Origin of the sequence: uncultured Sphingomonas sp. (genome assembly GCF_934560975.1) — a bacterium.
Taxonomy (GTDB): domain Bacteria; phylum Pseudomonadota; class Alphaproteobacteria; order Sphingomonadales; family Sphingomonadaceae; genus Sphingomonas_I.
In genome coordinates, this window is record NZ_CAKTFO010000038.1 from 1 (window position 1) to 11657 (window position 11657).

Sequence of the window (11657 nt, forward strand, 5' to 3'; positions counted from 1 at the left end):
CGCCGATGTTCCACCAGATCGAAGGACTGGTGATCGATCGCGGCATCCATCTGGGGCATTTGCGCTGGACGCTGGAGACGTTTTTGAAGGCTTTCTTCGAGCGCGACGACATCGTGCTGCGCCTGCGCCCATCCTATTTCCCCTTCACTGAACCGTCGGTGGAGGTCGATGTGGGCTATTCCATCGAGAAAGGCCGGCGCGTGATCGGCGGGTCTGAAGGCTGGATGGAGGTGCTGGGCAGCGGCATGGTCCACCCCAAGGTGATCGCCGCCTGCGGGCTGGATCCGGCGGAATATCAGGGTTTCGCCTTCGGCACCGGCGTCGACCGGCTGGCCATGCTGAAATATGGAATGGATGATCTGCGTGCCTTCTTCGATGGCGACCTGCGCTGGTTGCGTCACTACGGCTTCCGCGCGCTCGACGTGCCGACCTTGAGCGGGGGAGTGGGCGCATGAAGTTCACACTTTCCTGGCTGAAGGACCATCTTCAGACCGACGCCACGCTGGACGAGATCGTGGTCGCGCTGACCAGGCTCGGGCTTGAGGTGGAGGGCGTCGACGATCCCGCCGCCAAGCTGAACGGCTTCACGGTCGCCCGCGTCCTGACGGCCGCGCCGCACCCGCAGGCGGACAAGTTGCAGGTGCTGACGGTGGATGCCGGCGACGGCCAGGCGCTGCAGGTCGTGTGCGGTGCGCCCAATGCGCGCGCCGGCCTGGTCGGCGTGTTCGGCCAGCCGGGCGCGACCGTCCCCGCCAACGGCATGGTGCTGCGCGTGGCGGCGATCCGCGGCGTCGAATCGAACGGCATGATGTGCTCGACCCGCGAACTGGAGCTGGGCGAGGACCATGACGGCATCATCGAGCTGCCGGGCGATGCGCCGGTCGGCACGCTCTACGCAGACTATGCGGGCCTGAGCGATGCGGTGATCGACATTGCGGTGACGCCGAACCGCCAGGACTGCATGGGCGTGCGCGGCATCGCCCGCGATCTGGCGGCGGCGGGCCTCGGCACGCTCAAGCCGCTGGACGTGCCAGCCATCAAGGGCGAGGGTGCAAGCCCGGTCAGCATCCGGACGCTCGATCCCGAGGGTTGCCCCGCATTCTTCGGCCGGGTGGTGCACGGCGTCGTCAATGGCGCGTCGCCCGACTGGATGCAGCGCCGGCTGACGGCGGTGGGCCAGCGCACCATCTCCGCCCTGGTCGACATCACCAATTATGTGATGCTGGACCTCGGTCGTCCGCTCCACGTCTATGACGTCGCCAAGCTCAAGGGCGGGCTGGTCGCGCGCAAGGCGCATCCGGGCGAGACGCTGACCGCGCTGAACGGCAAGGATTATGCCCTTGCCCCCGACATGACGGTGATCGCGGACGATGCGCATGTCCACGATATCGGCGGCATCATGGGCGGGATGGAATCGGGCGTGTCGGAGACGACCACCGACGTCCTGGTCGAATGTGCCTATTTCACGCCGGAGACAATCGCGCGCACCGGCCAGAAACTGGGCCTGACCAGCGACGCCCGCCAGCGGTTCGAGCGCGGCGTCGATCCCGAATTCCTGAGCGACGGGCTGGCGATCGCGACCCGGCTGGTGACCGATCTGTGCGGCGGACGGCCCACGGAGGTGATCGAGGCCGGCTCTCCCCCCGTCGGGCAGCCGACCTTCCGTTACGATCCGGCGGCGGTGAGCCGGCTGGGCGGGCTCGACGTGGCGCAGGACCGTCAGCGCGAAATCCTGTCGCGGCTGGGCTTCGGCACCGACGGGTCGTGGAACATCCGCGTGCCGAGCTGGCGTCGTGACGTGGACGGCGTGGCCGACATCGTCGAGGAGATCGTGCGGATCGAGGGGATCGATCAGGTCGCACCGGTCGCGCTGCCGCGTGCCGAGGGTGTTGCCCTGCCCACCGCGACGGCCGAGCAGAAGATCGAACGCACGCTTCGCCGCAGTGCCGCCGCGCGCGGGCTCAACGAAGCGGTGACGTGGAGCTTCCTGCCGCCGGCCGAGGCGGACCGCTTCGGCGGCGCGGCCTGGACGCTCGCCAACCCGATCAGCGAGGATCTGAAGGCGATGCGCCCGTCGCTGCTGCCGGGCCTGTTGGCGGCGGCGCGGCGCAACCTGGATCGCGGGGCGGGCGACGTCCGCCTGTTCGAGATCGGGCGACGCTATCTGGCGGATGGCGAGCGGCCGACCCTGGGCCTCCTCCTCGCCGGCGAGCAGGGGCGCGACTGGCGGGGCGCAAGCCGGCGCCTGGACGCCTACGATGCCAAGGCGGAGGCGGTAGCCCTGCTGGCGGCGGCGGGCGCGCCGGTCGACCGGTTGCAGGTGATGGAGGCGGTATCGCCGACATGGCATCCCGGCCGCTCGGGATCGCTGCGGCTCGGCCCGAAGACGGTGCTGGCCGAGTTTGGCGAACTGCATCCCGCGACGCTCAAGGCCTTCGGTCTGAATGGTCCGGCAATGGCGGCGGAGATCTATTATGACGCGCTGCCAGCGCGGCGTGAGGCGGGGCGGATGCGCAGCGCCTATGCGCCGCCCGCCTTGCAGGCGGTAACCCGCGACTTCGCCTTCGTGGTGGCGCGAGCTGCGACGGCCGACGCGCTGCTGCGCGCGGTGCGCGGCGCGGACAAGGAGGCAATCACCGGCGTCACCCTGTTCGACGTGTTCGAGGGCACGGGCCTTGCCGAGGGCGAGAAAAGCCTGGCGGTCGAAGTGACGCTGCAGCCCGGCGATAAGAGCTTCACCGACGCGGACCTGCAGGGGATTTCCGACCGGATCGTCGTTGCGGCGGCCAAGACGGGTGCCCGCCTGCGGGCGTGACCCTTCCTCAGGCCGGTTACGATCAATCCGACCTTGGGCTCCTGCGCAGGCAGGAGCCCAGCCGGCGAGGGATTCGCCTCATGATTCTGGGCTCCTGCGTTCGCAGGAGCACGGGGCGTGCGTGCTGCACCCTGACCGCGACCCGCTTTGAACTTGAACCGGGGCGCCCTTTCTCCTGACCGGGAGGGGCGGCGGCTCGGCCTGATCGCCTATCGCCGCAGCAGGAACACCGCATGTTCGGCGCGGAGGTTCGCCGCCGCGCTGGAAATGCGGCGCTGCCCGGTCAGGAACCAGGCGCGCTCCACAATGATCCCCCGTTCGGCCACGAAGGCGCGGAAATCGTCGATGGTCAGGTGGTGGATGTCCTGCGTCGCGTACCAGGATACGGGCAGCGCCTTGGTCACCGGCATCCGCCCACCCCACAGCAGCCGCCAGCGCACGCGCCAATAGGCGAAGTTGGGGAAGGACACGAAGGCGCGCCCGCCAATGCGGAGCAGCTCGCTCAGAACCGCGTCCGGCGCGCGCGCGGTCTGCAACGTCTGGCTGAGGATGGCATAGTCGAACGCGGTATCGGGATAATAAGCCAGATCGGTGTCGGCATCCCCCTGGATCACCGACAGGCCCTTGCCAACGGCGCGGCTGACATTGGCGGGATCCAGTTCCAGCCCGCGCGCATCCACCTGGCGCTGGTCGCGCAGCACGGCCATCAACTCCCCATCGCCGCAGCCGATGTCGAGCACGCGGGCGCCCGCCGTTACATGGTTGGCGATGATGGCAAGGTCCGGCCGCAGGCTCATGGTTCGGCCCGCAGCAGCGCGTCGAACCCGGGCGCAAGCCGCTCCATGTAGCGGTCCGGCCGCAGCAGGGGCGTGAACCCCTCGGTCGCGTAAACCCCATGCGCGTCCCGTGTCACCAGCCCGATGCGGCGCAGCCCCTGAAAGCGGGTGTCGTCCAGGAACCAGCGCACCATCGTCCGCCCGATCCCTTGCCCGCGCGCCGCCTCGTCCACCCACACGTCGGCCAGCCAGGCGAAGGTCGCATGGTCGGTGATCATGCGCGCGAAGCCGACCTGATCCGCGCCGCGATAGGCGCCCAGGCAGTGCGATCCGGCGATGGCGCGTTCCACCAGCGATCGCTCGATCCCCGGCGACCAGTAACTGGACGCCAGCCAGCCGTGGATGCGGTCGACGTCGAGCAGGTTCTTGTCGTCGGAATAGATGGTGTCGCTCATGCCTCGCCCGCCCGGATGAAGCCGTCCACAACCTGATTGAGCTCCGGCATGTCCAGCAGGAAGGCATCGTGCCCGAAGGGGGAGGACAGTTCCACGAAGCTGACCGCCGCGCCCGCCGCGTTGAGGGCATGGGCGATCGCGCGCGACTCGGCGGTGGGGTAGAGCCAGTCGGTATCGAAGCTGACCACGCAGAAGCGGGTCCGCTTGTCGCGGAACGCATTGGCGAGCAGCCCGCCATGCTCCTCCGCCAGATCGAAATAATCCAGCGCGCGGGTGATGTAGAGGTAGGAATTGGCGTCGAACCGGTCGACGAAGCTGATCCCCTGGTGGCGGAGATAGGATTCCACCTGGAAATCCGCATCGAAGCCGAAGCCCTTCTCGCCCCGATCCTGAAGGCGGCGGCCGAACTTTTCGGTCAGCCCGGCTTCGGACAGATAGGTGATGTGCGCGGCCATGCGGGCGACCGCCAGCCCCGCCGCCGGTGGGTCGCCCGTGCCGTAATAGGCCCCGCCGTTCCAGCGGGGATCGGCCATGATCGCCTGCCGCCCGACCTCGTGAAAGGCGATGTTCTGCGCGGAATGGCGCGCCGCGCTGGCGATCACGATCGCGGCCTGGACCCGGTCGGGGTAGGTGGCCGCCCATTCCAGCGTCTGCATCCCCCCCATCGATCCGCCGACCACGGCTTGCAGCACGTCCACGCCGAGATGGTCAAGCAAGGCCGCCTGCGCGCGCACCATGTCGCGCACGGTGATGACGGGAAAGGACATGCCGTAAGGCCGCCCCGTCGCCGGATCCATGCTGGCGGGTCCCGACGTGCCCATGCAGGAGCCGAGCACGTTGGAGCAGATGATGAAATGGCGCGCGGGATCGACCGGCTTGCCTGCCCCGATCATGCGCGACCACCAGCCGGGCTTGCCCGTGATCGGGTGGGTGGAGGCGACATGCTGGTCGCCTGTCAGCGCATGGCAGACTAGGATGGCGTTGGATCGATCGGCGTTGAGCGTCCCGTATGTTTCATACGCGATCTCGACATGCGCCAGCCTGCCCCCGCCATCGAGCGGGAGGGGTTGGGCAAGCGTCACCTGACGCGCCAGGCCGAAGCGTTGATCGTCGGACATGGGCAGGGCGCGCTACGGGGCGTTGCGGCTTATTGTCAATGGCGACGCATGGTCTAAAGCCGGCCGTCATGACCACGCCACGCCCGAAGCCCTGGATCGAAGCCATCGCGCCCTATGTGCCGGGCCGCGCCACTACCGACGATGGCCGCAAGGTCCACAAATTGTCCTCCAACGAAAACCCGCTGGGCACCAGCCCGCAGGCACGGGCGGCCTATGCGGCGGCGTCCGGCCATCTCGACCGTTACCCGGATGCCAGCGCGCATGACCTGCGTGACGCGATCGCGGCCAAGTTCGGGCTGGAAAGCGATCGGGTGATCTACGGCACCGGTTCGGACGAACTGCTGCATCTGGCGGCGGGCGCGTTTGCGGGCGTCGGCGACGAGGTGCTGTACGTCCGCTATGGCTTTTCGGTCTATCCCATCGCAACGCGGCGGGTCGGCGCGGAGCCGGTGGAGGCGGACGACCGGGACTATGCCACGGACATCGACGCGCTGCTGGCCAAGGTCGGGCCGAAGACGCGGGTGGTGTTCGTCGCCAATCCCAACAATCCCACCGGCACCTATACGTCGCGGGCGGAGATCGCGCGCCTCCATGCCGGGCTGCCGTCGGATTGCCTGCTGGTGCTGGACCAGGCCTATACCGAATATCTCGATCCCGAGGATGACGACGGCGCGCTGGACCTGGCGCGGGTCGCGCCCAACGTGCTGGTGACGCGGACCTTCTCCAAGATCCATGGGCTAGCGGCGGAGCGGATCGGGTGGGGCTATGGTCCGGCGTCCGTGATCCATGCGCTGCACAAGATCCGCGCGCCGTTCAACGTCACCACCGGCGGCCAGGCGGCTGCGATCGCGGCGCTGGATGCGGACGATTTCGTCAAGGCCAGCCACGATCACAACCTCACCTGGCGGACGTGGCTGGAGGGTGAGGTCGCGGCGCTCGGCGATGCCGGGCTCAGCAGCGTGCCGAGCAAGGCCAATTTCATCCTGGTGCTGTTCCAGGGCCAGCTGACGGCAGAGGCGGCCTATAACGGGCTGATGGAGCGCGGCTACATCACCCGTTGGTTGCCCGGTCAGGGCCTGGCACACGGTCTGCGCATCACCATCGGCACCGAAGAGGAGATGCGCGGGCTGGTGGCGGCGCTGCGCGAACTGGCGGGGGCAGGCCCGGCGGATCCCGCCTGATGCTGCCGTTCGCGCGGGTCACCATCATCGGCCTGGGGCTGATCGGCTCGTCCCTGGCGCGTGCGATCCGGGCGGAGATGCCGACGGTGGCGATCACCGGGCATGACGCGCGCGCGGATGTGTGCGCCCGGGTCGTGCACCTCGGCCTGTGCGACGACGTGACCGACACGGCGGGCGCGGCGGTGATCGATGCCGACCTGGTCATCCTGTGCGTGCCGGTAGGCGCAATGGGGGAGGTGGCGGCCGGCATCCGCGACGACCTGCCCGCCGACGCGATCGTCAGCGACGTCGGATCGTCCAAGGCGAGCGTCTTTGCGGCCTTGGCGGAGCATCTGCCGGGTCGCCGGATCGTGCCGGCGCATCCCGTCGCGGGTACGGAATATTCCGGCCCGGATGCGGGCTTCGCGACCTTGTTCAAGGGGCGCTGGTGCATCCTGACGCCACCGGCCGATGCGGATTCGGCTGACGTCACACGCCTGTCGGCTTTCTGGGAGCGGCTGGGTGCGCAGATCGAGATCATGGACGCGCGGCACCACGACCTGGTGCTGGCGGTGACCAGCCACCTGCCGCACCTGATCGCCTACACCATCGTCGGCACCGCATCCGACCTGGAGGCGGTGACGGAAAGCGAGGTGATCAAATATTCGGCCGGCGGCTTCCGCGACTTCACCCGCATCGCCGCGTCCGATCCCACCATGTGGCGCGACGTGTTCCTCGCCAACAAGGATGCGGTGCTGGAGATGCTGCAGCGTTTCACGGAGGACCTGACCGCCCTGCAACGCGCGATCCGCTGGGGCGATGGCGACACCCTGTTCGACCGGTTCGCCCGCACCCGCGCGGTGCGACGCTCAATCATCGAGCAGGGGCAGGACGACGAACGGCCGGACTTCGGACGATCGCACGCCTGATCGAGGCTCAATGCCCGACCAGGGCCGCCCCGCGCCGCAGCAGGAGTTTGTGGTATTCGCGCAGCAGCGTCCATAGATCCGGCTCGCTCGGCACGGCATCCTTGACCACCCGCACCCCGCTCAACACCTGGCGCAGCTCGAACCGCGCGCGCGCCATGTGCCAGTCGGTGGTGATCAGGCGGACCGAGCGGTAGCGGTGGCGGACGATCCAGCGCCGCGTTTCCAGCGCGTTGGAGCGGGTATCGACGGCCGAGCGGCCAAGGTCGATCCGCGCCAGCAGCTTCGGCGGGATCGAATGGACCTGCGCCAGTTCGCCTGCCCGCACGCGCCGGTCGACGCCGGAAATCAGCATCCGCTCCGCCCCGCCCTGTTCAAGCAGGTCGAGCCCGCGCTTCAGCCGGCCCGGACCGCCCGTCAGCACCACGATGCCGTCGGTGCGATCGTCGCCCGCCGGTTGCGGCAGGTAGATGGCGAAAGCGACGAACCCGAGCGCCCATAACAGGACAACAAGGCTGAACAGGCGGCGGATCATGGCATGTGCCTGAACCGGATTGCCATGGTCGCGGCGGCCGTGGCGAGCGTCAACGCGACCATGGCCAGCGTCAGGATCGCCAGTCCCAGCCAGCCCAATATGCCAAAGCCGCCGATGCCCAGCGCCGCCAGCCGCTGACCCAGCAGGCTGACCGCGACGATGCTGAGCAGCAGCCCGGCCAGCGCGCCAGTCGCGGCGTCGCGCCCGATCCGATCGAGCACCACCTCTGCCAGCTGCCGGTCGGTTGCGCCCAATTGGTGCAGGATCGACAAGGTCCCCATCTCCGCCGCCAGTGCCCCGCGTGTCGCGAGCGCGGCGACCAGGGCCGTCGCGGCCGCGGTGACCAGCAGCACGCCCAAGGCCGTGCTGCGCAGCGCCGCCACCAGGCGCACCAGCGGCTGGACCTCGGCGGCGGCGGTGACCGCCTCCACATGGGGCAACCGGCGCAGGTCGCGTGCGATCACCTCCGCCCGCGCGGTGGGGAGCAAGGTCGCCTCGATCAAAGCGGGTAGGGGGAGGTCCGCGGCGGGCATGGGGGCGATATAGGGATCGACCAGACGCGCCACCTCCCCCTGGTCGACCTGCCGGACCTGTTCGACGACACGGTTGCCGCGCAGCAGGGCCAGCACGCCCTTGGCGGTTTCCTCGCGCGTGATGCGGTTGGGATCGATCACCTGCACGAACAGGCGGTTGGCGGTGGCGGCGCCAAGCTCCCGCCGGGCAGCGTCGAGGCCGAACAGGAACGCCCCGGCCAGCAATGCCAGCAGCGTGGTCGCGGCGATCAACCATGACAAAGCGGACGGGCGGCGACGCGGCGGCAGCAGGGAAGGCGCGAGCCTCACGCCGCATCCTCGCGCACAGGCGCCCGCCCGCCGCCGATCCCATCCTCAAGCCGGCCGCGTGCCAGCCGCATCGTGATGGCGCCCGGCACCTTGCCGATCAGGTGCAGATCGTGGGTCGCGACCAGCACGGACGTGCCCTGCGCGCTAAGCCCGCGCAGCAGCTGCAGCAGGCGGGCGGCCATGTCGGGATCGACATTGCCGGTCGGTTCGTCGGCCACGATCAGTTCGGGATGCGCGATCACGGCACGGGCGATGGCGACGCGCTGCTGTTCGCCGCCCGACAAGGTCGCGGGAAAGGCCCGTGCGCGCGGGGCAAGGCCGATCCAGTGCAGCAGTTCGTCGACCCGCGCCCCGATCTCGCGCTCCTCCATGCCGGCGATGCGCAGCGGCAAGGCCACATTGTCATAGGCGTTGAGCGTGGGGACGAGCCGCGAATCCTGATGCACCACGCCGATCCGGCGGCGCAGCACCGGCAGGCGATGGCGGGGAAGAGCAGCGGATTCCTCCCCGAACAGGCGGATGATCCCCCGGCTTGGCCGCACCGCCAGCGTCATCAGGTTGATGAGCGAGGTCTTGCCCGCCCCCGATGCTCCGGTGAGGAAGTGGAATGAGCCGGACGCGAGCGAAAAGCTCAGGCCCGACAGCGTTTCCGCGCCCGTGCCGTATCGCAATCCCACATTGTCGAATTGTACAATGGCGGCCATGCGGCGCGCGCCTGCTCCTTTGTCAGAATCGTGCGTGCCTGATGACATGGGCGCGCGATGTGCGGCAACCCACGACGCGACCCCTTGCAGGATTGATGTGGCCGGTGTCTTGGTTGGCGCATGCAGCTGACCTGCCCGACATGCGGTGCCACCTACGACGTACCCGACAACGCCATCGGTCCGAACGGCCGCAGGATACGCTGCCGTGCGTGCGATACGAGCTGGTTCGAAGGCCCACGCGACGCACCTCCGCCCGTTCCACAGCCGAATGCGCCGCTTATGGCTCCCGCGTCGACGGCCCCGCTCGCGACCGCCGCGGCGCCAGCGCCCGCTGCCAAGCCAGATCCGATCCCGGTGGAGCGGCCAGTCCGGCGCAAGCGGGACAACAGGCCCTGGCTGCTCCTGTTGCTGGTGGTGCTGGTGCTCGGCCTGGGCGTCGGTGCCGCCACCATCCTGTGGGGGCCGCAGCAGGTCGCCTCCCGCCTCGGCATAGCGGAACAGCGCGTGCCGCTGGGCATCGCCATCACGCGGGAGCCCGACTGGCGCATGATCGCGGGGGGAAGCCAGCTGTTCGCCGTGTCCGGGCGCATCTGGAATCCCACGGATGTGGAGCAGGCGGTGCCGGACATCCGCGCCGAGCTGAAGGACGGCAAGGGCAAGACCGTTTATGCCTGGACGATCACGCGGCCGGTCGCGCGGCTCGGCCCCGGGCAGCAGATCGGCTTCGACGGGGCGGCGGTGGACGTTCCCGACAGCTCCAGCAACATCAGCGTCAGCTTCGCCGGCACCGACGAGAAAGCGGATCGGTGAAAAGGGGCATTGCAGGGGGTGAAATCCCCTGCTAGGGGCACCGCCTCACCAGGCCCGGCCGCAAAGCTGGGATATCCCGATGTGCGGTCGTGGCGGAACTGGTAGACGCGCAACGTTGAGGTCGTTGTGTCCGAAAGGACGTGGAAGTTCGAGTCTTCTCGACCGCACCACATTACGGATTGGGATGGCAGGGGATCTGTCCGCTTCGGCGGGGAGAGTGCCCCGGCCCGGCATGGTGCCCCATCAATCATGCGGCTGTCATGGACCCGCATCGAACCCGATCCGCGATCGCGCCTCTTATTCCGGAACGAATAGGCGCATCGGACCTTTAGCCCCGGGATGAGCCGCCGGCATGTCGCATCGGCGTGTCCCTCGCCTGGGAGCGGTGCTGCCATGATGCAAAAGCGTATGGGCGACGATAGCAAGCGGGCGGCATTGATGGCCGCGGCAGGGCTTGGCGGCGCCTTTCTGGCATACCGGATGATGGCACGGAATCGGCAGTCGCGCGAGGTCGGCTATCCCCCGCTCGATACGCCCAAGCCCGTCGCCGACAATCTGTGGATCGTGGATAGCGGCCCGATCCGCGCCATGGGTCTGGCGCTGCCGGTGCGCATGACGATCATCCGGCTGGCCGATGGCGACTTGCTGCTGCACTCGCCTACCCCATTCTCGCTGGAGTTGAGCGATCGGATCACGCAGGTCGGCCCGATCCGGCATCTGGTTGCCCCCAGCATGGCGCACTGGATGTTCGTTGCCGATTGGCAGCGCGCCTTTCCCGATGCGCGCACCTGGGCAGCACCGGGCGTGCGCGACCGGCCACAGGTGCGGAAATCGGGCGTGCGGATCGATGCCGAACTGGGCGAGGGCGCGCCTGATGCCTGGGCCGGCGAGATCGAGCAGGGCATCGTGCCCGGCGGCCTTGGCTTTCGGGAAATCTATTTCCTCCATCGTCCGAGCCGGACTTTGGTGCTGACCGACCTGATCGAAGGCCTGGAACCCACCAAGCTGCCGCCATTCACCCGCGGGCTGATGACCATGGCGGGCGCATCGGACGATCGCCCCGCGCTCTACCTGCGGGCCGTGCTGCGTCTGGGCGGCGCGGAGACGGTGCGCGCGATCCGGTCCATGGTCGCGCTGGAGCCCGAGCGGGTCATCTTCGCCCACGGCCGCTTCTTCGCGGATCGTGGCGGCGCGCGGCTGACACGGGCCTTCGCCGGCTTCCTGTAAGGCCGTCAGGCGATGCCGAGATCGCCCGGCCCGAAGGCGAAGGGCAGCAGGTCGGACAGCATGTGCCGCCGCATCACCGCGCCATCGGCGGATGCGCAATAGACCACGATGTCGCGCCGGCCGAGGTCGGCGGCCTCGTTCAACACCTGCCGGCACCGACCACAGGGATAGATCGGCGCGTCGCCGCTCAGGCCGCCGGGTGTGATCGTGCCGCCGACGATGCCGACCGCGACCACATCCTTCATCCGCCCCACAACGTTGGCCGATGCCAGCGCCACGGTCTCCGCGC

General features: G+C 68.8%; 11 protein-coding genes, 1 tRNA gene and 3 pseudogenes. 8 read left to right on the forward strand and 7 right to left on the reverse strand.

Annotation, left to right across the window (positions count from 1 at the left end; all coding sequences use genetic code 11):
• Positions 1-455 (forward strand): annotated as a pseudogene (locus Q0D93_RS14720) (phenylalanine--tRNA ligase subunit alpha); the annotation flags it as partial.
• The gene (pheT, locus tag Q0D93_RS14725; RefSeq protein WP_294395724.1) at positions 452-2815 is read left to right on the forward strand and encodes a phenylalanine--tRNA ligase subunit beta; all 2364 of its coding nucleotides are present in this window, start codon (positions 452-454) and stop codon (positions 2813-2815) included. The pseudogene Q0D93_RS14720 and the gene pheT, both read left to right, overlap by 4 nt.
• Positions 2816-3024: 209 nt before the next feature.
• Here the strand turns inward: pheT and metW are convergent, their stop codons facing one another.
• Genes metW through Q0D93_RS14740 form a run of 3 tightly spaced genes read right to left on the reverse strand, consistent with a single transcriptional unit; the run spans position 3025 to position 5164 of the window.
• Positions 3025-3612 carry a methionine biosynthesis protein MetW gene (gene metW / locus Q0D93_RS14730; RefSeq protein WP_294395726.1) on the reverse strand — a complete coding sequence of 196 codons (588 nt, stop codon included), beginning with the start codon at positions 3610-3612 and terminating at the stop codon, positions 3025-3027.
• Entirely contained in the window at positions 3609-4046 is a 438-nt protein-coding gene (locus Q0D93_RS14735) for a GNAT family N-acetyltransferase (protein WP_294395728.1), read from the reverse strand. The genes metW and Q0D93_RS14735 overlap by 4 nt, the downstream gene beginning before the upstream one ends.
• On the reverse strand, positions 4043-5164 hold the full coding sequence (locus tag Q0D93_RS14740) for a homoserine O-acetyltransferase (RefSeq protein WP_294395730.1): 1122 nt from the start codon (positions 5162-5164) through the stop codon (positions 4043-4045). Before Q0D93_RS14740 ends, Q0D93_RS14735 begins: the two co-directional genes overlap by 4 nt.
• Positions 5165-5232: 68 nt before the next feature.
• Here Q0D93_RS14740 and hisC point away from each other — a divergent pair, with 68 nt between their 5' ends.
• Both hisC and Q0D93_RS14750 read left to right on the forward strand, forming a co-directional pair.
• The gene (hisC, locus tag Q0D93_RS14745) at positions 5233-6345 is read left to right on the forward strand and encodes a histidinol-phosphate transaminase (RefSeq protein WP_294395732.1); all 1113 of its coding nucleotides are present in this window, start codon (positions 5233-5235) and stop codon (positions 6343-6345) included.
• Positions 6345-7253 carry a prephenate/arogenate dehydrogenase family protein gene (locus tag Q0D93_RS14750; RefSeq protein ID WP_294395735.1) on the forward strand — a complete coding sequence of 303 codons (909 nt, stop codon included), beginning with the start codon at positions 6345-6347 and terminating at the stop codon, positions 7251-7253. The genes hisC and Q0D93_RS14750 overlap by 1 nt, the downstream gene beginning before the upstream one ends.
• A gap of 7 nt (positions 7254-7260) precedes the next feature.
• Here Q0D93_RS14750 and Q0D93_RS14755 read toward each other — a convergent pair whose 3' ends face one another.
• From Q0D93_RS14755 to Q0D93_RS14765, 3 genes are read right to left on the reverse strand one after another with little or no spacing between them, the layout of a single operon-like run.
• Positions 7261-7785, reverse strand: a complete 525-nt coding sequence (locus Q0D93_RS14755; RefSeq protein ID WP_294395737.1) for a YdcF family protein — start codon at positions 7783-7785, stop codon at positions 7261-7263.
• A complete protein-coding gene (locus Q0D93_RS14760; protein WP_294395738.1) occupies positions 7782-8627 on the reverse strand; it encodes a hypothetical protein in 846 nt (281 codons plus the stop codon). Before Q0D93_RS14760 ends, Q0D93_RS14755 begins: the two co-directional genes overlap by 4 nt.
• A complete protein-coding gene (locus Q0D93_RS14765) occupies positions 8624-9331 on the reverse strand; it encodes an ATP-binding cassette domain-containing protein (protein WP_294395741.1) in 708 nt (235 codons plus the stop codon). Before Q0D93_RS14765 ends, Q0D93_RS14760 begins: the two co-directional genes overlap by 4 nt.
• Positions 9332-9451: 120 nt before the next feature.
• Between Q0D93_RS14765 and Q0D93_RS14905 the strand changes: the two are divergent.
• The 4 genes and pseudogenes from Q0D93_RS14905 to Q0D93_RS14780 all read left to right on the forward strand — a co-directional run.
• Positions 9452-9547: pseudogene (locus Q0D93_RS14905) on the forward strand (zinc-ribbon domain-containing protein); the annotation flags it as partial.
• 63 nt (positions 9548-9610) lie between these two features.
• Positions 9611-10141, forward strand: a complete 531-nt coding sequence (locus Q0D93_RS14770; protein ID WP_294395743.1) for a hypothetical protein — start codon at positions 9611-9613, stop codon at positions 10139-10141.
• An 83-nt stretch (positions 10142-10224) separates the two neighbouring features.
• Positions 10225-10311, forward strand: a tRNA-Leu gene (locus Q0D93_RS14775).
• A gap of 223 nt (positions 10312-10534) precedes the next feature.
• Complete coding sequence (locus Q0D93_RS14780) at positions 10535-11368, forward strand: DUF4336 domain-containing protein (protein WP_294395745.1); 834 nt, start codon at positions 10535-10537, stop codon at positions 11366-11368.
• Positions 11369-11373: 5 nt separating this feature from the next.
• Here the strand turns inward: Q0D93_RS14780 and Q0D93_RS14785 are convergent.
• Positions 11374-11657, reverse strand: a pseudogene (locus Q0D93_RS14785) (cytidine deaminase); the annotation flags it as partial.